Here is a 23,055-nt window from a genome sequence, read left to right on the forward strand (position 1 = left end):
GGCTTGAGAATGCCGTGCGCTGACCATCGAGGGTGATGGAATCCGCGTCGCTGGTGATACCGGCGCCCGGCGACCACTGGCCATGCACGGAATCGAATTCCAGCAGATGAGCGAAGGTCGCGGCATCGCCATGAAACCGTCAACCAATGACGTTATTGATGGAGTGGGAGACATGGCGGCCTGCCTGACACCATTGCAGGTCTTCAAGTGTCTTGCCGAGGACACTCGCCTGACCGTCGTGCAGCTGTTGGCGCAGATGGAAGAGTTGTGTGTCTGTGAACTTATCTGGCTGCTGGAGCAGCGCGCCATGCCCATCTCCCAACCCAAGGTCTCGCGGCATCTCGCCCAGCTGAGAGATGCTGGCCTGCTGACCAGTCAGCGGCGTGGCCAGTGGGTGCACTACCGCCTGGCACCTGACCTGCCGGCCTGGTGCCATCAGATTCTCGCGACTCTCTGTCAGGCCAACGCCCGCGAGGTGTCGCGCTGGGTGGCGTGGCTGGAGACGATGCCCAACCGCCCTGTGCGCTGCTGCTGAGCGCACAGGCCGTAGAACGTTAGCCGAATCTTTTCGAACACTCTCAAGGAAATGCCCATGTGTCCTGCTCATAGCGCTCCGTCCTATTCCTCGTCCATCAGCGTGCCGGAGGGCATGCCGGCCCTGCGCGTCGGTATCAACGGCTTCGGGCGCATCGGCCGTCTCGCCCTGCGCGCGCTGTGGAAGCTGCGCGAGGATATCGCGCTGGACGTGGTACGTATCAATGACCCGGGTGGCGATGCCGCGACCTTCGCTCATCTGCTGGAATTCGATTCCGTGCATGGCCAGTGGTCGCCGGGCGCCGGTATCACCAGCGACGCGGATTCCATCACCCTCGATGGTCAGCGCACGGCATTCTCAAGCCAGCGTGAGATCGGTGATACCGACTGGTCGGGCTGCGATGTGGTGATCGAGGCCTCCGGCAAGAAGAAGAGCACCGAGGTGCTGAACGCCTATCTCGAGCAGGGCGTCGCGCGGGTCGTGGTCTCCGCGCCGGTCAAGGAAGAGGGCGTGCTCAACATCGTCATGGGCGTCAACGACCACCTCTACAACGCCGACGAGCATCGCATCGTGACGGCGGCCAGCTGCACCACCAACTGCCTGGCGCCGGTGATCAAGGTGATTCAGGAGCAGTTCGGCATTCGTCATGGTTCCATGACCACCGTGCACGACATCACCAATACCCAGACGATTCTGGATGCGCCGCACAAGGACCTGCGCCGCGCGCGGGCCTGCGGCATGAGCCTGATTCCGACGACGACCGGCTCCGCCAAGGCGATCAGCGCCATCTTCCCGGAGCTGGAAGGCCGCTTGAACGGCCACGCCATTCGCGTGCCGCTGGCCAATGCCTCCCTGACTGACATGGTGTTCGAGCTCAACCGCGAAGTGACGGTGGAAGAGGTCAATCAGGCGCTGCAGAGCGCGGCGGAAGGTGAACTGGCCGGCGTGCTGGGCTACGAGACACGTCCGCTGGTGTCGATCGATTTCCGTACCGATTCCCGCTCCAGCATCATCGATGCGCCCTCGACCATGGTCGTCGCGGGCACCCAGCTCAAGCTGTACGCCTGGTATGACAATGAGTGGGGGTATGCCAACCGCACCGCAGAGCTGGCGCTGAAAGTGGGCCTGGGTGATCTGGCCGACGCCAGCACACAGGAGCGCTGAAATGCTTGCCCGCCTGCGAGAGCTGCCCCATGAGGTGCGCCAGTACCTGCTGGTGACGGGGAATTACTGGGCCTTCACGCTGACGGATGGGGCACTGCGCATGCTGGTGGTGCTGCATTTCCATTCACTGGGCTATTCGGCGCTGGATATCGCGCTGCTGTTCCTGTTCTACGAGGCCTTTGGTGTCGTCACCAACCTGGTCGGCGGCTGGCTGGGGGCAAGGCTCGGACTCAATCGCACCATGAATGCCGGGCTTGCGATGCAGCTGGTGGCACTCGGCATGCTGTTGGTGCCGGAGCCCATGCTGACGGTGGTCTGGGTGATGATCGCCCAGGCGCTGTCGGGTATCGCCAAGGACCTCAACAAGATGAGCGCCAAGAGCGCCATCAAGGTGCTGGTGCCGAAGGGGCAGCAGGCGGCGCAGTCGCAGAGCGCACTGTATCGCTGGGTCGCGCTGCTGACCGGTTCCAAGAATGCCCTCAAGGGCCTGGGCTTCTTCCTCGGTGGCGCGGCGCTCAGTCTCATCGGCTTCCAGGGCACGGTATTGGCCATGTGGCTCATGCTGGCCGTGGTGCTGGTGCTGTCACTGCGCAAGCTCTCGGCATCGCTGGGGCAGAGCAAGGCCAGCCGCAAGCCGGCGTTTCGTGAGATGTTCTCGACCTCGCGGGCGGTCAATGTGCTGTCGGCGGCGCGCATGTGCCTGTTCGCAGCACGTGATGTCTGGTTCGTGGTCGCCTTGCCGGTCTATCTGGCCGAGGTACATGGCTGGAACTTCTGGACGGTCGGTATCCTGATGGCTGCGTGGGTGATCGGTTATGGCGGGGTGCAGACCCAGGCCCCGCACATCACCGGGCCGATCGCGCGTCGCTTGAGCGGTGATGCGGGCGTGCGCTGGATGACCGTGCTGCTGGCCGGCGTGCTGGCGCTGTTGCCCGCGCTGATGGCGAGCATGTCGCTGGATGCCGAGCTGGGTGGCGACAGCAGTGCGGCCATCCTGCTGGGGCTGGCACCCCTTGAGTGGTTAATCATCGGTCTGCTGGTGTTCGGCGTCATCTTCGCCGTCAATTCCAGCTGGCATAGCTACCTGATCGTGCGCTTCGCGCGCAGTGAAGGCGTGTCGATGGATGTCGGCTTCTATTACATGGCCAACGCCATGGGGCGTCTGCTGGGCACGTTGCTGTCCGGTTGGCTCTATCAGGCCTATGGTCTGGAAGCCTGCCTGTGGTGGTCGGCGGCACTGGTGGCGGCGAGCGCGGTGATGGCCATCGCATTGCCCTCGGACACGCAGCATGCCTCCACTCAGGAGACGTCGGCCAACTGAAGCCTTCGCCGGGCATCTGACGCCTAAGCCCTTATGCAGGAAGCCCTCATGTAGGAAGCCCGTCCCAACCATGGGGCGGGCTTCCTGTCATCTGGCGGCGATAGTCTGGTGGGTGATGCAAGGGGCGAGAATCAGGACATTGCGCATTCACCTGATGTCACCGTAGCGTCAGCAAGTGAAAATTCTTTCGTATAGCTCTCACATAAGCCCCTCGCTGGATTCCTGATCGTTATCCTTTCCTTTCCGCTCCAAGAGAAACGTCATGTCACATCCGGATGAAACTGCAAGGCGTGAGCGCGACCACGCGACGCCTGATGCTGCGCTTTCAAGCGACAAGGCGCGGCGCAGTGAAGTGCTGCGCACCTTCCTCACCTTGGGGCTGACCAGCTTCGGCGGCCCGATTGCTCACCTGGGATACTTCCACGATGAGCTGGTACGCAGGCGAGGCTGGTTGAGTGACAAGGCCTACGCCGAGCTGGTCGCGCTCTGTCAGTTTCTGCCGGGTCCGGCCAGCAGCCAGGTCGGTTTCGCACTGGGCATGGTGCGTGGCGGTGGCGTGATGGGCGGGATACTGGCATGGATCGGCTTCACCTTGCCGTCTGCGCTGGCGTTGCTGGTATTGGCGCTGGTGGCGGGCAGCCTCGAAGGGCCGCTGGCCACTGGGGTGATCCACGGCTTGGAGCTGGTGGCGGTGGCCGTCGTCGCCCAGGCGATCTGGGGCATGGCGCGCAAGCTGTGCCCGGATTTGCGGCGTACCTGTCTGGCGCTGTTGGCCATGCTGGGCCTGGCGCTGGCACAGAGCGCCTGGACGCAAGTCGCCTGGGCGCAGGTCGGGGTGATCGCGATGGGCGCAGTGCTCGGCAGCCTGCTGTGTCGTGATGACAAGGCGGCATCCGTGCGCCAGCAAGCCCAGGCCGCGGGGCTGTCACTGCCGGTCTCGACGCGCCTGGCGCGCTACTGCCTGATCGCGTTCTTCGTGCTGTTGATCGGCCTGCCGCTGGTGGCCTCCGGCAGCCTGGTCGATATCTTCTACCGTGCCGGGGCGCTGGTGTTCGGGGGTGGGCATGTGGTGCTGCCGCTGCTGGAGGCCTCCACCGTCGAGGCGGGCCAGATCGCGGCCGATACCTTCCTCACCGGCTATGGCGCCGCCCAGGCAGTGCCGGGGCCGCTGTTTACCTTTGCCGCCTGGCTGGGGGCCGGCATGGCGCAGGTGGGCGGCGGTTCGGCATTGCTCGGTGCCGTCATTGCGCTGTTGAGCATCTTCCTGCCGGGGATTCTGCTGCTGATCGGTGTGGCGCCTTTGTGGGGGCGTCTGCGCGCCCGCGCCGGGGCGCGCGCTGCGCTCGCCGGTGCCAATGCAGCCGTGGTGGGCGTGCTGGGCATGGCGCTCTATGACCCGCTGTGGACCACCAGCGTGCTGAGCCGCACGGACCTGGTGATCGCTCTGGCCGCCTTCATCGCTCTGACGCGTTTCTCGCTGGCACCCTGGAAGCTGGTGCTGGGGATGGTGATTCTCGGCGCGGTGCGTGGCGTGATCTAAGCCCCGACGTCGTATCTGACAAAAGAACGCCCCCGTCTGCTGTTGGCAGGCGGGGGCGTTCTTGTTCTGCAGAGCAGTTCATGCAGAGCAGTTCATGCAGAGCAACTCATGCCGAACATTTCATGTCGAGCGGCTCGCGGTTGGCATCACACCAGCGACAGCAGCGCGGTGACCAGCAGCTCGTTGTCGTAGTAGGGCGCGCTCTGCTCGCTGATCAGGCGGGTGTCGATCACGGTGATGCCCATGCGCTCGAGCGCCTCGATGCAGGGGCCGCCAGGGTAGTCACCGCGCTGGCTGTCGAGAAGCACGATGTTGAGCAGGTTCTCGGTGGGACAGTCTTCCATGCTACCGGTGAGGTCAGCACACAGGGTGTCGAGCAATACGCTGACCAGCTCATCCATGCGCTTGCCGGTCTGCTCCGGGTCCGGGCAGCAGTTGGGGATGTAGACCTTGGGGCAGGGGTTGGCCAGCACCGCGCGCCCGACGCCCTTGGGCAGCAGATTGGCGAGCACGCTGGAGTAGAAGCTGCCGGGAGGGAAGCAGATCAGTTCGGCCGACTCGATCAACTGGCGATTGTTGGCGTGCAGCTCCGGTACCACGGGGACATGGTGGTCGCCCTCTGCCGCGGCCAGACGCATGCGCGCGATGGGTGAATCGAGAGGGGCGACTTCCTTGCCGGTGATGCGGTGCTGGCCAATGATCTCGCGGCCATCTTCCAGCGTTACCGCCAGATGGCAATCGGCATTGACCACGGCGCGCACCGTGCCGCGCACGTGCACCAGCTTGGAGAACAGGAAGATGATCTGATCCAGCTGCTGGTGATGGTTCAGATAGCCACCGGCAATGATCAGATTGCCGATGCTGGCGCCGCGCAGATCGAAGCCTTCCGGCATGGCGTCGATGAGAAAGCCCAGCTGATGGCAGATCAGGGTGCGCATCGGTTCCGCGACCGCCATGGTCAACGGATGACGTCCGGCCGCCAGTTCGCGCAGCGTGGCGTGCAGCATCTCCGGACGCGCTTCACGCGGCAGGCGGTGGGTAAACAGGCGATAGATATCGGGATGGCCCAGGACGCTGTCATCGGCCAGCGCCATCAGGCGAGAACGCAGATCGCCGATGGCGGGCATCGAGAAGGCGTCGCGCAGTTTGGCCGAGCTGCCACCGGAGTCGAACGGCGTCACCAGATGGATGCTGTGGTGGGTATAGCGGGTCAGGGTGCGCGAGACCCCGGTCAGCGCGGTACCGCCACTGAAGAACAGCACGCGCGGGCCGACTTCGGGGGCTTTCAGATAGCGCCTGACGCGCATGGGATCGGGTACGCGTGCGGTCCGACTGACCCTGACCTTGGCCATTGCATGGCTTCCTTTATGCTTGCATTTTTGGCATAGAGTGCCTTTTTTTATGCCCAGCGTCGCCTATTATGGATTTTCTCTCAATTCCAGCGCAGGAACTCTCGACTCCAGTTCAGTCTCTCAATTCCAGCCCAGCGTCTCTTGTTGCCAGCGTCTCTTGTTGCCAGCCTGGTTTCACCCGGTTTCCTTCATTGCCAGCGTAGTGTCTGCCAAGCGCGCTGTTGCGCCAGGCTGGCGAGGGTCGGATCCGGATGGACGGCGAAGGGGTGATCGACGAATTCCAGCAAGGCCAGATCATTGCGTGAATCCGAATAGCCCCAGCTGGGCAGCCCGGCGCTGTGGCTGGCGTGTTGCTGCTGCCACGCCTTGAGTGCCGCGAGCTTGCCCTCGCGGAAGGTGCGAATGCCACAGGCCCGCCCGTTGTAATAGCTTTGCTCGGTTTCAAGGGCCGTGGCCAGGGCCGCGTCCAGCGCCAGGCGCTCGGCGAGGGGGGCGACCAGATGCGCCGTCGAGGCCGAGATGATCACGACCTGATGATTCTGCGCGCGGTGCCAGTGGATTCGCTCCAGCCCCTCACGATACAGGCGCGGCATCAGCTCGGCATCGAGAAAGCGTGCCACCTCGGCATCGACCTCACTGACGGCGCGCCCTGCCAGCGGGGCCAGCAGGTGGGTCAGGTGGACCTCCATGTCGAGTTGACCGGCCGCGTAGTCCAGCATCTGTTGTGCCCAGATCGCGCGATATTCCTCGCCATCGGCGATCCAGCCCTTTGCGATCAACCAGTCGGTCCAAAGCCCCGTGGCATCGCCCTCGAGCAAGGTGTCGTCAAGATCGAAGATGGCAAGCCCTGTGATGTCATCCATGGGACACCTGCGACGTGGCGGCGGTCTCGTTACCGCCCAGCGCCTGAACTTCATCCAGATCGGCGTGCAGCACCACGCGCAGATGGCGCGGCAATAACTGCCGAGCGCTGCGATTGAGGACATCGACATTCAGGCGCAGCCCCTGACAATCCACCTCGTAGCGCACGATATTGCCGAGCAGCTGGTGGCGGCGGATCACGCCCGGGCAGCCGGGGCCGGCATTGTCCGGCAAGGGCTGGGTCGGGAAGTTGGCATATTCATCCTGCTGTCCCTGGGGGCTGGTATCCGGTTGCAGATACAGCGCTTCCGGGCGCAGTGCCACGCGCGGGCTGTCGCTTTCGTAGCCGAGCAGCGGGCGCGCCACCTCGCGACCGATCAGGTTGTAATGCCCCATGAAGCCTGCCGCCGTGGCATCCACCGGGCGGGTATACAGCGACTCGGCATTGCCCTGTTGCAGGATGCGCCCCTGATGCATCAGGAAGATGCGGTCCGACAGCAGCAGCGCCTCCTCCTGATCGTGGGTCACGAACAGGGTGGTCAGGCCGAGGCTCTTCTGAATGTCGCGGATCTGATCACGCAGATGGCGACGGATACGTGCATCGAGTGCCGACAGCGGCTCATCCAGCAGCAGGATCTGCGGCTCGACCACCAGCGCGCGTGCCAGTGCCACGCGCTGACGCTGGCCCCCGGACAGTTGATGCGGGAAGCGCTGCGCCTGATCGGTCAGCTCCACCAGTCTGAGCACCTCGCTGACACGCCGCTCGCGTTCTTCCGGGCGCACCTTCTTCATGCGTAGCCCGAAGGCCACGTTGTCCGCCACGCGCATGTTGGGGAACAGCGCATAGTGCTGGAAGACCATGCCGATGCCGCGACGCTGCGGCGGCAGTGGCGTGATGTCGTGACCATCGACGATGATCTGGCCGGCATCGACATCATTGAGCCCAGCAATGGCGCGCAGCAGGGTCGACTTGCCGCAGCCGGAGGGGCCGAGCAGGGTGATGAATTCCCCGCGCGCGATCTCGGCATCTATCTCGGCGAATACCTGGGTCTTGCCGAAGCTCTTGGCCAGGCCATTGAGCTTGAGGTAGTGCTGGTCGGCGGCGCGTTCGCGCAGGGCGCTGGTCAGAAGGCCGCCGGCGCTCTGGCTATCGAATGTGGTGGCGGTGTCGATGGCAAGCATCAGCGGTCCCCTCGGGATGCGGAGTCTGACGACTGGTGGTGGGTGTGGCGCGGCTCGGATTCGGCGCTCGGCACCGGGCCGGGCAAGCCGTCGGTCATGGTGGTGGCCAGCGCCTCGTCGGGGTCATCTGCGGGCATCTCTTGCTCGGCGGGCTGACGATTGCCGAGCCAGGTCAGGATCAGCGTGAATACGAACAGGGTGATGACCAAGGCGCTGGTGAAGTGGCCGCTGGCGCCGCGGATATTGTTCAGATAGACCTGCAGGGTCTCGAAGCGGGTGCCGACCAGCATGTTGGCGAACACGAATTCGCCAGCCAGGAACGAGAAGGCCAGGAAGACGGCAATCTGGATGCCGACGCGAATATTGGGCAGTACGACCAGGAAGAACGCCTTGAGCGGACTCGCCCCCAGCAATTGAGCGGCCTCCATCAGGGACGCCACGTCCAGTGCGCGCAGGCTGTTGGCCAGGGCGCGGTACATGAAGGGCAGCACGATGGTGAAGTAGGTGGGGATCAGGATCCACGGCGTGCCGACGATGGCCAGCGGGCCACCCGCATAGAGCTGCAGCAGGCCGACCGATGACACGATGGGTGGCACGGCGAAGGGCAGCAGGATCAGCCCATTCATCACGCTGTCCAGGCGCGGATAGCGTGTGTGGGCGAGAAACACCACCGGCACGATCAGTAGCAACGACAGTGCCAGCGCGCCGACGGCGACCAGCAGCGAGCGCCCGAACGCCGCCAGAAAACGCGGTGTGGTCCAGAGCTCCAGAAACCATTTCACGGTCAGGGCATCGGGGGTCAGGCTCGCGCCCCAGCGTGTCGCCAGGGCGTAGAACAGCGTCGCGATCAGCGGCAGTGCCAGCAGTGCGAAGACACTGGTGACGATGAAGGTGTAGATATTCACGCGGCGCAGGCGCGCCATCAGGCTGGGCAGTAAGGGCTTGCCGTGGCGATAGGGCAGTTCAGCGGGAAGTGACATGGTAGCTCCTGCGCATGAGCCATTGCTGAATCAGCGTGACGATGACGAGGATGACGACCAGCACCAGGGCCAGCGCGCTGGCCAGTTCCGGCTGCAGGAACAGGTCGCCGGAGACCAGATTGGCGATGCGGATGGTCATCAGGTTGTAGCTGGTATTCACCAGCGCATAGACGGTGGCGTAGGCGCCCATGGCATTGGCGAACAGCACGGTGAGCGTGCCCGCCAGTGACGGCCACAGCACCGGCAGGCCGATGTGCTGCCAGTAGGCGAGGCGATTGGCGCCCAGCAGGCTGGCGGCTTCACGCCACTCCGTCTTCAGGGTGCTGAAGGCGGGATACAGCAACAGGATGCCCAGCGGAATCTGGAACCAGGTGTAGATGACGATCAGGCCGGTGCGCGAGTAGAGATTGAAGTCCTCGAGCAGACCGAAGCGCTCCAGCATCAGGGTCAGCATGCCGTTGGCGCCCATCAGGATGATAAAGGCGAAGGCCAGCGGGACACCGGCGAAGTTGCTGGTCATGTTGGTGAAGGCGATCATCATGCGCGTCAGGCGCGGGCCACAGCGGTGCATGCTGTGACAGGTCACGGCGGCGATCGCCAACCCCAGCACACTGGACATGAAGGAGATCTCGAGGCTGCGCCAGATGGCCTGTCGAAAGAAGGCCGAGGAGGCGATCTCGTGAAAGTTGGCCAGCCCCCAGCCCGTGGGGGTCTTGAAGGCGCTGATCATCACCCACACCAGCGGCGCGATCTGGAAGGCGCCGAAGATCAGCGCAAACGGCAGTAGCCACATGACGGGGCTGGTCAGGCGGCGCTTGAAGGCGGCAGACATCACTCGAGGCCTCGCGTGGCAGCATGACTCGCCAGCAGCGACGGATTGCTCGCCTTGCTGTGCTCAAGCCCCAGCAGTGTGGCCAGGGTGCCGCAGAGCTCGCGTTGCTTGAGGTTCGTCGCGGCGCCGTTGGCGAAGGCGCTGCCGAAGGTCCACAGCGGCACGCGACGCTCCTCTTCCAGCAGGCCGGAGTGAGAGCGGTCGGCATTCATGCCGTGATCGGCAGTGACCATCACCTGATAGCCGGCCTCCAGCCATGCCGGCAGGTAGTCGGCCAGGGCGATGTCGGCATGCCGTGCGGCATTGCGATACTGCGGTGTGTCGCCGCCATGACGATGGCCGGCATCGTCGATGTTCATGCTATGCACCAGCAGGAAATCCGGGTCGTGACGCAGGCGCAGCATTTCGGCGTCACTGAACAGATGGTCATCCGGATAATGATCCTGCCAGTAGAAGATGCCCGCCTGGATGGCGGATTCCGGATTGTCGAGCCAGCGATGGCGGGCCGGCACGAAGGGGGCCGCGACATAGAGTTCACTGACCCAATGATAGGCGGCGGCAGCCGTGCGCTTGCCCTGCTGGCTGGCAAGGTCGAACAGGCTGATGCCGCGTGAGCGACGCACGATACCGTTGTTGACGATACCTGAGTCGACAGGCAGGTCGCCGGTCAGCAGGCATTCATAGAGCGGGCGCGACATGGCCGGCAGCTCGCAGTCCAGTGATTGATACTGGCCACGGCCGGCCTCGACCAGGGCACTCAGATAGCCCATGGCATGATGACCCACGGCGTGGTTGAGGCCGTCGAGCACGACAAGAATGACACGCTGAGACATGGTGACTCCGTGAAGCTCAAGACGGCACCGCAAAGGCGATGCCGTCTGTCAGGATGGTGCGCGCTCTGCTCGCGTGAAGCAGAGGCCGGGGATCACTGCTGGTGGATCAGTACCTGGGACTGCCACTGACGCGGCAGCTGTTTGGCACTGGCTTCCCAACCCGAGAAGTCCTGTACCGGACGAGCATTGGCGTACTGCTCGTTGGGCAGCAGCTTGGCGGCGATATCCTCGGGCAGGGTGAGGTGCTCGGCGCGGATCGGACGGGCATAGCCCTTGGCCAGATTCAGCTGACCGGCATCGGAGAGGATGTACTCACGGGCCAGCTTGGCGGCATTCGGGTGCGCGGCATGCTTGTTGATGATGGTGGCGTAGCCGGAGGTGACGGAGGCATCAGACGGGATGACGACCTCGAAGGTGTCGCGGTTGATCTGATCGCGATAGTTCAGGGCATTGAAGTCCCACAGCAGGGCGACTTCGACTTCGCCTTTCTCAAGGTTGGCGATGCTCGGCTCTGCCAGTGACAGACGGCCCTGGCGCGCCAGTTCCGCGAAGACTTCCAGGCCCGGTGTCAGATCGGATTCCTTGCCGCCATTGGCGAAGGCTGCGGCCAGAATGGCGTTGTTGGCCTGGGAAGCCTTGCCCACCGCGCCGACGGACACCTTGTAATCACCCTCGGCGAGATCGGCGAAGGAGGTCGGGCGCTCATCTTCACTGACCAGCGTCTTGTTGATCATGAAGGAAATGGTGCCGGTGTAGCCCAGTACCCAGTGGCCATCCTTGTCTTTGGCCCACTCCGGGATCTGCTCCCAGGTCGTGGTCTTGTAGGCTTGGGTCACGCCTTGCTGCACCGCGATCGGACCGAAGGCGAAGCCCACGTCACCGATATCGGCGGTGGCGTTCTCACCCTCGGCCTTAAACTTGGCGACTTCCTCGGCGGAGCTCATGTCGGTATCGCTATGCGCGATGGAATACTTCGACTCGAGGTCTGCCCAGGTGTCCTTCCAGTTGGCCCAGCTGTCCGGCATGCCGACGCTATCGACACGGCCTTCGGACTGAGCGGCCTCGAGAAGGTCAGCCGGCATGTCGGCGGCACTGACGGAGGCACTGCCCAACAGGGCGGCCATGCAGGTGGAAACCAGCAGGCCGGTGGAGCGGGATGAGGTAGTGGCAATCGACTTCAAGGAGATTTCCCCAGTAGGTGATGAACATTCGCTGCGCAGAAGGTAAGGCGTGACGGGCATCAGGCATCCTGTCGACACGCTGAGAGCACGTCCGGGTGCTCAGGTCATTGCTCAGGCCAGTTCTCGGATCTTTGATCAGACCAGTGCTCTGCCAAGTGCTCAGGCAAGTGTCGAGACAGCTGAGCTGTGTGGTCTAGTTCAGTTCGAAAGGCGCGATCGACTCTAGCGCTCGCCTGTGACAGTTGCGTGTCGTCAACATGTCGTTGTCATGGCATGGGGTGGCGGCTCTGCCTCTGCCTCCTTCATACCTTCTCCGTGCCTTCTCCGCGCCTTGCCGCGGGCTTCAGTCCTCGCTATCTTCCACAGCCATAAGTGTGCAAGGCATGGGCGTGCAAGGCATGAGCCAGCGTGTGATGACTGGCCTGTCGTGGCAGCCAGACCTGCGCTGTCACCGAGTTGTCACGCCAATGCCACTATTCTCCTCATGCGTGTCTCGAAAAGTCGCACTGAGCTTTGCGGGGCATCTGAACTAGACCACAGAAATCGCTTCGCTCTGACCCTTTCCATCCTGGACGCCCTGGATGTCATGCAAGTGACTCGCCAGAAATTGCTGTCTTTCGTTATCTTTCAGGAACTTCGCATGCCTTCATCTTCGCTTGAGCCCCAGAGTGACGCCGCTTCATCGGCAACTCCTGACGCGGATGTCCCCGTGGCAGGGCTCAAGAGCAGGCTGCTGAACCATCTTGAGGCAGCGCCGCTGCGCGCTTCACAGCGCCTGCCCTCCGAGCGCGAGATGATCGAACGCTTTGCCACGACGCGGGTCACCCTGCGCGACACCCTGCTGCAGCTGGAGGCGGAGGGGCGTATCTATCGCGAGAATCGGCGGGGCTGGTTCGTCTCGCCGCCACGACTGCGCTATGACTTGCTGGCGTGCCTGCCATTTCGCGACATGGTCGAGTCACAGCAGCGGGTGGCCAGCACCGAGGTACTGGCGGCAGGAGAAGTCGCTGCCAACGCGGTGATCGCGCGGCGGCTGGGGATTGCGGAGGGCTCAGTGGTCTATCGCATCACTCGCGTGCGGCGTATCGATGGACGGCGCGTGCTGCATGTCTGCCATCACCTGCGACGTGACTGCTTCCCGGGCATCCTCGATTTCGACCTCGGAGCCCACTCCCTGACCGATCTCTATCGGCACGAATACGCCATTCGTGTCAGCCGCGTCAGCTTCGAGCTGGCTTCCACGGTGTTCGACGCTGAGGCCGCCGCCGCGCTGAACGCCGCGCAGGGCAGCCCCGCGCAGCGCATCACTCGCATCAACTTCGATCAGAATGGCCGCGCGGTGGACTGTGATGATGAACACTGGCGCCACGATGCCATCGAATTGACGCTGAGTGCCGCACCACAGAGCTAGTTGGCAAGTTCGCGGTAAAGCCTGAATGCCTGGCAAGCCGTTGGTGGCCCAGACGAAAACACCCGCACATCCTCTTGTTTAGTGGAGGGCGTGCGGGTGTTTCTTGTGCGACAGACAGGATTCGAGCGCGGTTGAGACGCGATCGATCGGTATCAGCGCATCAGCAGGCTTGCATCGACTTCGCGGAAGTGATGGGCGCTTTTCATCAGGGCGAGGGCGGTGAGGGCTTCGACGCCATAGACGCGGGTGGTGATGGCGTGGCGGGTGGCGACATGGTCCAGCAGCAGGGCGAAGTCGCCATCGCCAGAGGCGAGGATGATCTCATCGACCTCGGGGGCGGCTTCCATCACGTCGATGGTGATGCCGACATCCCAGTCGCCCTTGGCCGAGCCGTCGCCGCGTTGGATGAAGGGCTTGAGTTTGACCTCGAAGCCTATCTCGCGCAGGCGCTGCTGGAATTGCTGCTGCTTGGGGTCGCCACGGTCGATCGCGTAGGCGTAGGCATGCTGAATCGAGCCGAGGCGCTCGAGCTCTGCCCACAGGCGGCGATAATCGAACTGCCGACCGAAGGTATCGCGGGTGGTGTAGTAGATGTTCTGCACATCAATGAAGACGGCCAGGCGTGTGCGTGCCCCATCCGCGTCGCGAGTGCCATGCTCGCTGTGCTGGCGGGAGTCGAGGGAGCTGTCGCGCGAAGTAGAGGCTGGCATGGGTGTCGCCGTGGCGGGAGGGGCAAGGGCAGGCAAGAGGTGATTTTCCTCTCCCCAGAAAGAAGCCGGCCGCTACCTGATGATGCAGGGCAGCGGCTGGAGGTCTAGCGATGAACAACGCTCTCACCGGTCAGTAACTCGATGGCAGACGCCAGTTGAGAGAGGCGAGCAGCGCGTTCGGGCACCAAGGCTTGATGGGCAAGCCTCAGATCTTGGCAGCAGGGTTTGACGGCTTGGTCGGCTTGACGCCAATGACCTGGCCGCTGACACCGGATTCAATCACATCCACCTTGCCACCACGGTCCAGGAAGGCCTGCATCTGAGCTTCAATCGAGGCTGAGGTTTCGACAGCAGCCGGTGCTTTTTTCTTTGCAGCAGTACGAGTATTCGCCATGCGGGACTCCGTTCCAAGACGTGAGGGGTGAAGATGCATGATAACACAGTGGCAACTTTGCTGCTTGATGGCGTCAATTTGGAATCAGAAGCAAGATGTTTTGCGTCGCTTTCCCTTGTGTCTGCAAGCCTCGCGCAGCTTGGTGGGGCGCTGTTGCGATCTGACCAACACAGTGATGCAGAGCAGCCAAGCCATTGAAAAGTCGGGCTGTCGGCAAGAAGTCAGTGGGCATGATCGCGATTGCCGCATGGCATGCGAATCCTTTTACGGGCGCTGAATCATCTTTGATGACCAAGCTGTCCGACGCTCAGCCAAGCAAGGAGAGACTCCATGACAAGCCCTTCCAACGGTGATTTTGACGGCCAGACTCGCGCTTATGCGGTGGCATCCGAAACGGCAGACCTGGCGCCCTGGAACTTCGAGCGTCGCCAGCCGCGACCGGATGACGTGGCCATCGAGATTCTCTACTGCGGTGTCTGTCACTCGGATCTGCACGTCGGCCGCAATGACTGGGGCTTTTCTCAGTATCCGCTGGTGCCGGGGCACGAGATCGTGGGTCGGGTGACCCAGGTGGGCAATGACGTCAGTCAGTACAAGGTGGGCGACATGGTCGGCGTCGGCTGCATGGTGGATTCCTGCCGTGAATGCAGCGCCTGTCAGAAGGGGCTCGAGCAATACTGCCTCGACGGCATGACCATGACCTACGGCAGCCCGGACCGTCACGACGGCAGCCTGACTCAGGGCGGCTATTCCGACAAGATCGTCGTTAGCGAACGCTTCGTGGTCTCCATCCCGGACAAGCTCGACCCGGCAGTGGCCGCGCCGCTGCTGTGCGCGGGTGTCACGACCTATTCGCCGCTGCGTCACTATGGCGTGAAGTCCGGCGACAAGGTCGGGGTGATCGGCATGGGCGGCCTGGGCCACATGGGCATCAAGTTCGCCAAGGCGATGGGCTGTGAAGTGACGCTCTTCACCCGCAGCGAGAGCAAGGTCGAGGAAGCGCGCGAGAATGGTGTCGATCATGTGATCGTCTCGACGGATGACGAGCAGATGGCAGCCGCCACCGAAACCTTCGACTTCCTGCTCGACACGGTGCCGGTGCCGCATGATCTCAACCCTTACCTCAATACCCTGAAGTACGACGGCACGCATATCCTCGTCGGCCTGGTGCAGGAAGTGGACCCCGCGCTGCAGGGCGGCAACCTGGTCATGAAGCGCCGTGTACTGGCGGGCTCGTTGATCGGTGGCATGCCGGAGACCCAGGAAGTGCTCGACTACTGCGCCGAGCACGACATTGGCTGCGATATCGAGATGATCGACATCGACACCATCAATGATGCCTGGAAGCGCATGCAGGAAGGCAAGGTCAAGTATCGTTTCGTGATTGACATGCAGAGCCTCAAGAACGCCCAATAAGCGCTGGCGCTGCTGCTGCCGAGGCAGTCTGTCAGTGAATGCTGAAACCCCCGCCAATGACGCATTGGCGGGGGTTTTGTCGTAAGGTATGTCACAAAATTGCTACAGGGTGATTCCCGATGTATCGCAAAACGCGTATAAGAACGCGATGAAAACGCCAAAGAGAATCCAGCCGCTCATAGATGACGGTCTGGTCGATGAAGTGCTCCGCCCCTTGATGAGTGGCAAGGAAGCCTCGGTTTACGTCGTGCGCTGCGGAGAAGAGATTCGCTGTGCCAAGGTCTACAAGGATGCTGCCCAGCGCAGCTTCAAGCAGGCTGTGCTGTATCAGGAAGGCCGCAAGGTACGTAACAGTCGCCGTCAACGGGCGATGGAGAAGGGCTCCGGCTTCGGACGCAACCAGCAGGAGGCCGCCTGGCAGAATGCCGAGGTTGATGCGCTGTATCGTCTGGCCGATGCCGGTGTGCGCGTGCCGCAGCCGTTCGGCTGCTTTGATGGCGTGCTGCTGATGGAGCTGGTCACCGATGACGACGGCAATGTGGCACCGCGCCTGAATGATGTCTCGATGTCCGCCGAGCAGGCGCGGGAAGACCATGCGCTGATGATGCAGTACATCGTGCGCATGCTGCATGCCGGCCTGGTGCATGGTGACCTGTCCGAGTTCAACGTGCTGGTCGATGACTATGGCCCGGTGATCATTGATCTGCCGCAGGCAGTCGATGCCGCGGCCAACAACAATGCCAAGAGCATGTTGGCGCGTGATGTCGCCAATATCACCGCCTACTACGCGATGTTCGCGCCTGAACTGGCACAGACACGCTATGCCGACGAGATCTGGGCATTGTTCGAGGCCGGCGACATGGACCCGGATGTCGAGCTGACAGGCCTTTATGAGGACGACGCCGAAGCGCCGGACGTGGATGCGCTGCTCGAGAACATCATGGCGGCCATGGAAGAAGAGCAGGAGCGCAAGGCGCGCCAGAAGAGTGCCGAAGAGGGCGATGATGACTAGCAGGAACCTTTAGCTGCTAACTGCTGGCCGCTAGCCGCTAGCCGCTAGCCGCTTGCCAGGCCTTGGGCTCCCGCCAGAAGCGCAGAGGAAGGGCTCGCCAGTGGCAAGCGAGTGATGCCCTGTCACGCACGCTGCCGTGTCGATGGCCTGATCTTCCCACGAGTGACTGGGGAGGTCAGGCCATTTCTGTTGGGGCCTTGTCTCGGCCGAAGGTAAAGCAGAGAGGCGACAGGAGAAGGAGAAGGAGAAGGAGAAGGAGAAGGGATAGAGAGGCAAGGCAGCCCGCGACAGGATACTCAGCGGAGATGTCACGCGACTGCAATAAAATGATGCTCATATATGCCAATGCGTATTTGTCGACATGCCTGTCATCGAGATACGTGTTCAGCATGCCGAGGGGGATTCTCATCACTGGCATGTGGCGATTGGCAAAGTGTCGCGCCAATCGGGGCGGCGGAGTCGTGAGGGATTCCGCCACCAAATATATGCTTATTCATATAGATGAATGCATCGGAGCACCGCAATGAATCGCCCTCTCAAGCAGCTCGCTTTCGTGATCGCCTCTGCGGCTATCGTGTCCAGTGCACAAGCACGTGACCAGGTTCGCATCGTCGGTTCCAGCACCGTCTATCCCTTCTCGAGCTATGTGGCGGAAGAATTCGGTGTCACCACGGATCATCCTACTCCGGTCATCGAGGCCACGGGTTCCGGTGGCGGCATGAAGCTCTTCTGTGAAGGTGCCGGCAGCAACACCCCGGATATCACCAACGCCTCGCGCCGCATGAAAGCCTCCGAATTCGAGCGCTGTCAGGAAAATGGCGTGACCGACATCACCGAAGCCTTCATCGGTTATGACGGCATCGCCTTCGCGCAGTCCAACACCAACGACCCTGCCGCCTTCACGCTGGAGCAGATCGCACTGGCGGTTGCAGCCCAGGTGCCGGTCGATGACAAGCTGGTGGCCAACCCCTATACCCGCTGGAACCAGATCGATTCCAGCCTGCCGGACCGCAAGATCACCATCTATGGGCCGCCCAGCACTTCCGGTACGCGCGATTCCTTTGAGGAGCTGGTGCTGGAAGCCGCCACCGAAGAGATGGACGGCTATGGCGGCGAAGGCTACTCCAAGGTACGCAACGATGGCGTCTTCGTGCCGGCCGGCGAGAACGACAACCTGATCGTGCAGAAGCTGTCGGAAGACACCGAGGCCTTCGGCGTCTTCGGTTATTCCTTCCTCGAGGAGAACGAAGACTCGCTGAGCGGCGCGACCATCGACGGCATCGCCCCGTCTCCCGAGGCCATCTCGGAAGAGACCTACCCGGTCGCACGTACCATGTTCTTCTACATCAAGAATCAGCATGCGGACGAAGCGCCGGTCATGTATGACTACGCGGATCTGTTCATGAGCGAGAAGATGGTCGGCAACCTGGGCTATCTGAAAGGCATCGGCCTGATTCCGGCGCACGAAGAAGCGCGCAAGGCGGCGCGTCAAGCCGTCGTCGACAGGAAGACCCTGACGCTTTCGGACCTGCAGGGCTGATGACGTGAGCCACGCGGTGCGGCGGTCGAGTGCATCGTGAACGTAGCGAGTGGCGGTCTTCGCGGGCTGGCGTGGTGTGCCTGGCAGTTGCCGGTCACTGCGCTGGCCCGTTCGCGTCTGTTGCAGGGTCTGTTGCAGGTGTTGTTACAGGGTTTGTTGCAGAAAGTGATCTGAAGGTGGGGCGCCGAGGCCTGAAAGGCTACTGACATCAGTTTGTTATACAAGCGCGGTACTTCTGATATGCGACCCTATGGTAAGGTAAAATTGCAGCTCTGGAGATGAGTCATGTCCAAACAGCGAGTGCTTTTTCTGTGCAATGCCAATTCTGCCCGCTCCCTGATGGGAGAGGCATTGCTGCGTAACATGGCGGGGGACGAGTTTGACGCCTTCAGTGCCGGTGTCGCGCCTGATGCCCCGCAACAGCATGCGTTGGGCGCTCTGGCGCGCGCCGGGGTGGATAATTCAGGTCTGGCGAGCGAGTCGATCGATCGCTACCGCTCTCAGTCCTTCGATTCCGTCATTGTATTGTGTCAGAAGGCGCAGCAGCAGTGCCGCCAGTGGGATGGCCAGACCGATGAGCTGTTGTTCTGGGATATCGAAGACCCGCGCAATGAGGATACTGCGGTGTCCTATGGGCGCGCCTTGAACGAAATTCGCACGCGCTTGCAGCTGTGGTTGGCGGCACGCTCACATCATTGAATCAGGTGGAATTCTGCATTGTCTCTTCTGACCCCGACACGTCTTTTCAAATGCCTCAGCGACGATACACGCCTTGTGCTGATGTTGCTTATCCATGCAGAAGGCGAGCTTTGCGTTTGCGAGATGACTTACGTGTTGCAGGAGTCGCAGCCCAAGGTGTCACGGCATCTGGCCCAGTTGCGCAATTGTGGTCTGCTGCTGGATCGCCGCCAGGGACAATGGGTCTACTACCGTCTGATGCCTGACCTGCCGTCCTGGGTATTGCCGGCGCTGGTCGCGGCGGCGGAAGGAAGTCAGCACCGCATGGCACCGTTGCTGGCGCGCCTGGCCACCATGGAGGGGCGCCCCAACCGCGAATGCTGAGCCGCTGTTGGTACCGCCATTGCCGTCATACAACAACGCCGCCCCGGTTTCCGGGGCGGCGTTGTTGTTGAGAGCACACCAGGGTCTGATCAGACCGGATCGACGGCGTGCTGCTCGGTCTCGGGGTCATGGCGACGATGGCGCAGCTCGATGCCCTTGAGCAGGTTGCGCAGGATCTGGTCCTTGCACTCGCGGTAGTGGCGATGATCGGGCTTGCGGAAGAAGGCAGACAGCTCGGACTTGGTGATCAGTTCGAAACCGGCCAATGCCAGCAGCTCGAGCATGTCGTCATCCTTGAGCTCGAAGGCGATCTTGAGCTTGCGCAGAATCACGTTGTTGTCGAGACGCTTTTCAGGCGCTGGCTGGGCGCCTTCGCGCTTGCCGCGACGCACGTTGATCAGGCCATTGAGGAACCTGGCCAGGTCGATGTCCTTGATGCGCTGCTGAGCCTCATCATCATCGCGCTTGAGCCAATCGCTGATCTGGGCGCGTGAGACCTCGTGGTCCGCGGCAGCGAAGGTGTTGATCATGTCGGTGTCGGAGAGATTCAGCGCGTAGCGCAGGCGACGGATGATGTCGTTATTGGTCACGGGCGTGGTTCCGGTCGTGAAGAGTGTCAAAGGGCGGCAGGCGGCTCAGTCGGCACAGCAGAACTGATGCCCAGGTGCCGGCCAGCATGGCCGTGGATGGCGCGCAGCATACCAGATCAGGCGGGCGGTTCGCTCCACTGCAGGCGATGGGGATCGAATCCGGCGCACAGGGTCGGCTTGATGATCTCGAAGTAGGGCGAGATATCGAAGTCGCAGGGCGCAAACAGGCTGTGATGGCGGATATGCAGCAACTCCTGATAGCAGTGCAGGCATGCCGGGTCGCTGGAGGGCAGGACGTCACTGTCTGGCAGGATGGGGTAGCGCACGGCCTGGAAGGCTTCGGCGATCAGCGATGAGCAGATCGCGCGGGTAGGGTCGCCGCTGCCCAGTGCCAGCATGCGGCGTCGATAGCGGCTTGGCACCGGTGGTGTGCGAATCAGATAGCGAGCCAGATCGACGATGTTGCGCAGGTCATATTGATGGCCCAGCCGCGCCTCGGCATGGGCGATCAACGCGCTGATCTCCTCCTCCGTGAGTCCGACCGGGCGGCAGATGCGCGTGTGCTGATGCCAGTAATGGTTGAGGGGGACGCGGCGCACCCCGGCGGTGACGTCCGCTTCCAACAGGCAGTCGCCCCTGACCGGGCGACCTCTGCTGTCCAGCGGCGTGCGCACGCAGAGCGCGGCGTGAGACCAGGTCGACTGGGTGAGGTAGCGAATGGCGGTGCTGATACGCGAGGAGCCCTCGACCAGCAGGACATCGCCGCGCCGCAGGGTGGCAGCCAGCTTTTCCGGTGATGACGTGGCGCGATGCGCCAGTAGCTTGCCCGGCGCCGTGAGATGACGCGCCAGCCGCGTGCCCAGCCAGTCGAGTCCTCGCATGCCCGCCCTCCCGTATGGCTCAAGCCTCATCAGCCAGTCTGGGACCTTTTGGAGAATTCAGCCAAATGCCATCTCAGGCATGTCGTTTTCAGCGACCCGGCTTCGGCACGTCCTGCTGGCTGACATTCTCGTCGTTGGCGGTCTCGCTGGCCTCGGCCTGATCGTCGGCGTCCGGCTCCGGGGCATCGAGTGTCTCGTCGGTGTCCTGGGCGGGCGTCAGCGCCAGTTCGGTGAGCAGTGGGAAGTGATCGGAGCCGAAGGCTTCCATGCGCGCCACGCGCACCACACTGAAATGCTCGCTATGGAAGAGGTGATCCAGCGGCCAGCGCAGCAGGGGAATGTTGGCATGGAAGGTATTGAACATGCCGCGGCCGACGCGGGGGTCCAGCAGGCCGGATAGCTTGCGGAACAGGCGCGTGGTGCGAGACCAGGCCACGTCGTTGAGGTCACCGGTGACGATCACCGGTTGCTGGCTGTCGGCGACGCTGCGCGCCACGATGATCAGCTCGGCATCCCGCTCGGATGACTCGTCATTCTCGGTCGGGCTAGGCGGCGCCGGGTGCAGGAAGTGCACCCGCACGCGATCACCGCTGGCCAGCTCCAGTTGCGCATGCATCGACGGCACATCCTCTTCGACCAGGTAGTCGATGCTGGCGTCATGCAGTGGCAGGCGTGAATAGACATGCATGCCATAGAGGTTGTCCAGCGGGCATTTGAGGGTGTGGGTATAGCCGTATTGCTCGCTATCCGCCTCGAGCACGTCGAGCCGCTGCTGCCACCAGTCATCGGATTCCAGCGTCACCAGCACGTCGGGCTGTTCGCGTTCGACGATGGCCAGCAGCTTGTCACTGTCGTGATTGCTGGTCAGGACATTGGCGGTGAGCAGGCGGACCTGACGCTGCCGGTCGTGCTGTCTGGTACGCGCGGACTCGCAGGGAAAGAGGCGGGTATAGGGCACGATCCAGTGTGCCTGATAGACAAGCCCGGCCACGGCGATCACGGCCAGTGATACCCTGAGCCCGATGGCAAGCTCGGCCACCGCGAGGTCGGCGATCAACAGCATCGCCCACAATGCGGCCAGCTGCAGACGGGGGAAATCCATGATGCGCACCGACCAATGGCGAATACGCGTCAGTGGCAGCAGGGTGAAGGCTGCCATCAGCAGCGTCAGTACGCCGAGTAGCGTGGGAATCATGGTGGCTCCGGTGGCAGAGAATGGGGCGGGAAGTTGAACGCTCAAGTGTCAGACATGGTGGCGACATGCCTGACACTCAAGTCAGGACGCTGTTCTCACGAGGCAACCCGCCGCTGACGCCACAGGCGTGAGATCCACTGCCAGCGATTGATCAACAGGGCGGTGAAGATGAGGCCGCAGCCGGTCATCTGGATCAGGGTCATGCGCTCACCGAACCAGGCGGCCGACATCAGGGCGGCCCAGACCGCTTCCAGCATCAGGATGACCGAGGCGTGGCTGGGCGTGGTCAGGCCCTGTGCGTAGATCTGCAGGAAGAAACGCAGCGTGCTGGCGATCAGGGTGCTGGCCAGGAACCAGCTCAGGATGTCGAGACTGATGCCGGCGGGCCAGCTCTCGCTGAGCGCCGAGAGTATCAGGCAGGTGACGCCGGTGGTCATCAGCTGGATGGCCGTCAGCGGCAGGGCCGGGATATTGCGCACCAGGCGTGAATTGAAGTTGAACACCAGTGCGAACAGGCAGGCGGCGCCGAAGATGAGCCACTGGGCGGGCTCGATGGTGAAGCCATCGGTCGCGCCGGGTTGTCCCATGCCGAGCAGGGCGAAGCCGAGCAGGGCGGTGGGCAGTGCGATCCAGGTGCTCAGCGGCGGCCTGTCCTTGAACAGCAGTCGTGCGAGTACCGGCACCATCAGGATGCCGAAGCTGTTGATGAAGGCGATCACGCCCAGCTGATCAGACAGTGCGACCCCTAGCGACCAGCAGGCCATGGCGCCCCCGAACAGGACACCGACGCCGCTGGCGCGCAGCTTGCGCGCGGTGGACAGCTGTCCCAGTGAGCGCGCATCGAAGATGGCCAGAATGAGCCCCGCAAGCAGGAAGCGACTGCCGATGAACAGCAGAGGGGGCATGCCGGCCATTGCCTCCTTGGAGAATATCCAGCCTGCGGCGGCGATGATGGTGACCAGCAGGAGCAGCAGATCGGCCTTGAAAGGCGAGCGGGAGGGGGTCGTCTCGGAGGAGAGGCTCATGGGGAAGGCGGGAATCCTTTATTCGTTGCTTCGCAAGT

At 62.7% G+C, this 23,055-nt stretch carries 23 protein-coding genes and 1 pseudogene; 10 read left to right on the forward strand and 14 right to left on the reverse strand.

The genetic code is table 11. The annotated features are described in order from the left end of the window. A pseudogene (locus AOG28_RS18780) lies at positions 1-130 on the reverse strand (type I glyceraldehyde-3-phosphate dehydrogenase); the annotation flags it as partial. On the opposite strand from AOG28_RS18780, the gene AOG28_RS16615 reads away from it, so the two are divergent. The 4 genes from AOG28_RS16615 (at position 83) to chrA (ending at position 4,560) form a co-directional block, all read left to right on the forward strand. After that, the gene (locus AOG28_RS16615; RefSeq protein ID WP_326998980.1) at positions 83-535 is read left to right on the forward strand and encodes a metalloregulator ArsR/SmtB family transcription factor; all 453 of its coding nucleotides are present in this window, start codon (positions 83-85) and stop codon (positions 533-535) included. The pseudogene AOG28_RS18780 and the gene AOG28_RS16615 overlap by 48 nt on opposite strands. Positions 536-649: 114 nt before the next feature. Beyond that, positions 650-1,699, forward strand: coding sequence for an ArsJ-associated glyceraldehyde-3-phosphate dehydrogenase (locus AOG28_RS16620; protein ID WP_054557265.1), 1,050 nt, complete (start codon positions 650-652; stop codon positions 1,697-1,699). Position 1,700: 1 nt separating this feature from the next. Continuing rightward, complete coding sequence (gene arsJ, locus AOG28_RS16625) at positions 1,701-3,020, forward strand: organoarsenical effux MFS transporter ArsJ (protein WP_054557248.1); 1,320 nt, start codon at positions 1,701-1,703, stop codon at positions 3,018-3,020. Positions 3,021-3,282: 262 nt separating this feature from the next. Next, a complete protein-coding gene (gene chrA / locus AOG28_RS16630) occupies positions 3,283-4,560 on the forward strand; it encodes a chromate efflux transporter (protein WP_082388938.1) in 1,278 nt (425 codons plus the stop codon). A gap of 146 nt (positions 4,561-4,706) precedes the next feature. Here the strand turns inward: chrA and AOG28_RS16635 are convergent, their stop codons facing one another. From AOG28_RS16635 to AOG28_RS16665, 7 genes are all read right to left on the reverse strand, one after another. Then, a complete protein-coding gene (locus tag AOG28_RS16635) occupies positions 4,707-5,912 on the reverse strand; it encodes a GAK system CofD-like protein (protein ID WP_054557249.1) in 1,206 nt (401 codons plus the stop codon). A gap of 188 nt (positions 5,913-6,100) precedes the next feature. Beyond that, the gene (locus AOG28_RS16640; protein WP_043336120.1) at positions 6,101-6,775 is read right to left on the reverse strand and encodes an HAD family hydrolase; all 675 of its coding nucleotides are present in this window, start codon (positions 6,773-6,775) and stop codon (positions 6,101-6,103) included. Further along, positions 6,768-7,955 (reverse strand): ABC transporter ATP-binding protein, encoded by a 1,188-nt coding sequence (locus tag AOG28_RS16645; RefSeq protein ID WP_082388940.1) that lies wholly within the window; start codon positions 7,953-7,955, stop codon positions 6,768-6,770. The genes AOG28_RS16640 and AOG28_RS16645 overlap by 8 nt, the downstream gene beginning before the upstream one ends. Further along, complete coding sequence (locus tag AOG28_RS16650; protein WP_234368161.1) at positions 7,955-8,935, reverse strand: ABC transporter permease; 981 nt, start codon at positions 8,933-8,935, stop codon at positions 7,955-7,957. The genes AOG28_RS16645 and AOG28_RS16650 overlap by 1 nt, the downstream gene beginning before the upstream one ends. Beyond that, positions 8,919-9,767 (reverse strand): ABC transporter permease, encoded by an 849-nt coding sequence (locus AOG28_RS16655; RefSeq protein ID WP_054557250.1) that lies wholly within the window; start codon positions 9,765-9,767, stop codon positions 8,919-8,921. The genes AOG28_RS16650 and AOG28_RS16655 overlap by 17 nt, the downstream gene beginning before the upstream one ends. Beyond that, a complete protein-coding gene (locus AOG28_RS16660; RefSeq protein ID WP_054557251.1) occupies positions 9,767-10,600 on the reverse strand; it encodes an alkaline phosphatase family protein in 834 nt (277 codons plus the stop codon). The genes AOG28_RS16655 and AOG28_RS16660 overlap by 1 nt, the downstream gene beginning before the upstream one ends. 92 nt (positions 10,601-10,692) lie before the next feature. Then, positions 10,693-11,781 carry an ABC transporter substrate-binding protein gene (locus AOG28_RS16665; RefSeq protein WP_235507071.1) on the reverse strand — a complete coding sequence of 363 codons (1,089 nt, stop codon included), beginning with the start codon at positions 11,779-11,781 and terminating at the stop codon, positions 10,693-10,695. A 640-nt stretch (positions 11,782-12,421) separates the two neighbouring features. Here AOG28_RS16665 and AOG28_RS16670 point away from each other — a divergent pair. Next, a complete protein-coding gene (locus AOG28_RS16670) occupies positions 12,422-13,192 on the forward strand; it encodes a UTRA domain-containing protein (protein WP_082388941.1) in 771 nt (256 codons plus the stop codon). A 152-nt stretch (positions 13,193-13,344) separates the two neighbouring features. On the opposite strand, the gene AOG28_RS16675 is transcribed toward AOG28_RS16670, so the two are convergent. Both AOG28_RS16675 and AOG28_RS17935 read right to left on the reverse strand, forming a co-directional pair. After that, the gene (locus tag AOG28_RS16675; protein WP_082388942.1) at positions 13,345-13,902 is read right to left on the reverse strand and encodes a LabA-like NYN domain-containing protein; all 558 of its coding nucleotides are present in this window, start codon (positions 13,900-13,902) and stop codon (positions 13,345-13,347) included. A gap of 205 nt (positions 13,903-14,107) precedes the next feature. Next, positions 14,108-14,296 carry a hypothetical protein gene (locus AOG28_RS17935; protein WP_082388943.1) on the reverse strand — a complete coding sequence of 63 codons (189 nt, stop codon included), beginning with the start codon at positions 14,294-14,296 and terminating at the stop codon, positions 14,108-14,110. 330 nt (positions 14,297-14,626) lie between these two features. Between AOG28_RS17935 and AOG28_RS16680 the strand changes: the two genes are divergently transcribed. From AOG28_RS16680 to AOG28_RS16705, 5 genes are all read left to right on the forward strand, one after another. Beyond that, on the forward strand, positions 14,627-15,712 hold the full coding sequence (locus AOG28_RS16680) for an NAD(P)-dependent alcohol dehydrogenase (RefSeq protein ID WP_052384834.1): 1,086 nt from the start codon (positions 14,627-14,629) through the stop codon (positions 15,710-15,712). A gap of 148 nt (positions 15,713-15,860) precedes the next feature. Further along, positions 15,861-16,724: a PA4780 family RIO1-like protein kinase gene (locus AOG28_RS16685; protein ID WP_054557253.1), complete on the forward strand. Its 864-nt coding sequence runs from the start codon at positions 15,861-15,863 to the stop codon at positions 16,722-16,724. A gap of 523 nt (positions 16,725-17,247) precedes the next feature. Beyond that, positions 17,248-18,264: a substrate-binding domain-containing protein gene (locus AOG28_RS16695; RefSeq protein WP_054557255.1), complete on the forward strand. Its 1,017-nt coding sequence runs from the start codon at positions 17,248-17,250 to the stop codon at positions 18,262-18,264. Positions 18,265-18,549: 285 nt separating this feature from the next. Next, positions 18,550-18,963 (forward strand): arsenate reductase/protein-tyrosine-phosphatase family protein, encoded by a 414-nt coding sequence (locus tag AOG28_RS16700; protein ID WP_054557256.1) that lies wholly within the window; start codon positions 18,550-18,552, stop codon positions 18,961-18,963. A 27-nt stretch (positions 18,964-18,990) separates the two neighbouring features. After that, the gene (locus AOG28_RS16705) at positions 18,991-19,326 is read left to right on the forward strand and encodes a metalloregulator ArsR/SmtB family transcription factor (protein ID WP_279833316.1); all 336 of its coding nucleotides are present in this window, start codon (positions 18,991-18,993) and stop codon (positions 19,324-19,326) included. Between the two features lie 89 nt (positions 19,327-19,415). Here the strand turns inward: AOG28_RS16705 and AOG28_RS16710 are convergent, their stop codons facing one another. The 4 genes from AOG28_RS16710 to AOG28_RS16725 form a co-directional block, all read right to left on the reverse strand. Continuing rightward, complete coding sequence (locus tag AOG28_RS16710) at positions 19,416-19,916, reverse strand: DUF1456 family protein (RefSeq protein ID WP_054557257.1); 501 nt, start codon at positions 19,914-19,916, stop codon at positions 19,416-19,418. 116 nt (positions 19,917-20,032) lie between these two features. After that, positions 20,033-20,797 (reverse strand): YiiX/YebB-like N1pC/P60 family cysteine hydrolase, encoded by a 765-nt coding sequence (locus AOG28_RS16715; protein WP_054557258.1) that lies wholly within the window; start codon positions 20,795-20,797, stop codon positions 20,033-20,035. Positions 20,798-20,885: 88 nt separating this feature from the next. Then, complete coding sequence (locus AOG28_RS16720; RefSeq protein ID WP_054557259.1) at positions 20,886-21,992, reverse strand: endonuclease/exonuclease/phosphatase family protein; 1,107 nt, start codon at positions 21,990-21,992, stop codon at positions 20,886-20,888. Between the two features lie 95 nt (positions 21,993-22,087). Then, the gene (locus AOG28_RS16725) at positions 22,088-23,017 is read right to left on the reverse strand and encodes a DMT family transporter (protein ID WP_054557260.1); all 930 of its coding nucleotides are present in this window, start codon (positions 23,015-23,017) and stop codon (positions 22,088-22,090) included. Positions 23,018-23,055 lie beyond the last annotated feature (38 nt).

It is taken from the genome of Cobetia sp. UCD-24C (assembly GCF_001306765.1).
Taxonomy (GTDB): Bacteria; Pseudomonadota; Gammaproteobacteria; order Pseudomonadales; family Halomonadaceae; genus Cobetia; species Cobetia amphilecti.

Excerpts from the sequence above, each read along its gene's own strand:
- AOG28_RS16650 (WP_234368161.1), bottom strand. The coding sequence starts at position 8,935 with ATGTCACTTCCCGCTGAACTGCCCTATCGCCACGGCAAGCCCTTACTG.
- AOG28_RS16670 (WP_082388941.1), top strand. The coding sequence starts at position 12,422 with ATGCCTTCATCTTCGCTTGAGCCCCAGAGTGACGCCGCTTCATCGGCA.
- AOG28_RS16715 (WP_054557258.1), bottom strand. The coding sequence starts at position 20,797 with ATGCGAGGACTCGACTGGCTGGGCACGCGGCTGGCGCGTCATCTCACG.
- AOG28_RS16685 (WP_054557253.1), top strand. The coding sequence starts at position 15,861 with ATGAAAACGCCAAAGAGAATCCAGCCGCTCATAGATGACGGTCTGGTC.
- AOG28_RS16615 (WP_326998980.1), top strand. The coding sequence starts at position 83 with ATGCACGGAATCGAATTCCAGCAGATGAGCGAAGGTCGCGGCATCGCC.
- AOG28_RS16720 (WP_054557259.1), bottom strand. The coding sequence starts at position 21,992 with ATGATTCCCACGCTACTCGGCGTACTGACGCTGCTGATGGCAGCCTTC.
- AOG28_RS16660 (WP_054557251.1), bottom strand. The coding sequence starts at position 10,600 with ATGTCTCAGCGTGTCATTCTTGTCGTGCTCGACGGCCTCAACCACGCC.
- AOG28_RS16725 (WP_054557260.1), bottom strand. The coding sequence starts at position 23,017 with ATGAGCCTCTCCTCCGAGACGACCCCCTCCCGCTCGCCTTTCAAGGCC.
- AOG28_RS17935 (WP_082388943.1), bottom strand. The coding sequence starts at position 14,296 with ATGGCGAATACTCGTACTGCTGCAAAGAAAAAAGCACCGGCTGCTGTC.
- arsJ (WP_054557248.1), top strand. The coding sequence starts at position 1,701 with ATGCTTGCCCGCCTGCGAGAGCTGCCCCATGAGGTGCGCCAGTACCTG.
- AOG28_RS16645 (WP_082388940.1), bottom strand. The coding sequence starts at position 7,955 with ATGCTTGCCATCGACACCGCCACCACATTCGATAGCCAGAGCGCCGGC.
- AOG28_RS16640 (WP_043336120.1), bottom strand. The coding sequence starts at position 6,775 with ATGGATGACATCACAGGGCTTGCCATCTTCGATCTTGACGACACCTTG.
- chrA (WP_082388938.1), top strand. The coding sequence starts at position 3,283 with ATGTCACATCCGGATGAAACTGCAAGGCGTGAGCGCGACCACGCGACG.
- AOG28_RS16700 (WP_054557256.1), top strand. The coding sequence starts at position 18,550 with ATGTCCAAACAGCGAGTGCTTTTTCTGTGCAATGCCAATTCTGCCCGC.
- AOG28_RS16635 (WP_054557249.1), bottom strand. The coding sequence starts at position 5,912 with ATGGCCAAGGTCAGGGTCAGTCGGACCGCACGCGTACCCGATCCCATG.
- AOG28_RS16680 (WP_052384834.1), top strand. The coding sequence starts at position 14,627 with ATGACAAGCCCTTCCAACGGTGATTTTGACGGCCAGACTCGCGCTTAT.
- AOG28_RS16620 (WP_054557265.1), top strand. The coding sequence starts at position 650 with ATGCCGGCCCTGCGCGTCGGTATCAACGGCTTCGGGCGCATCGGCCGT.
- AOG28_RS16655 (WP_054557250.1), bottom strand. The coding sequence starts at position 9,767 with ATGTCTGCCGCCTTCAAGCGCCGCCTGACCAGCCCCGTCATGTGGCTA.
- AOG28_RS16695 (WP_054557255.1), top strand. The coding sequence starts at position 17,248 with ATGAATCGCCCTCTCAAGCAGCTCGCTTTCGTGATCGCCTCTGCGGCT.
- AOG28_RS16675 (WP_082388942.1), bottom strand. The coding sequence starts at position 13,902 with ATGCCAGCCTCTACTTCGCGCGACAGCTCCCTCGACTCCCGCCAGCAC.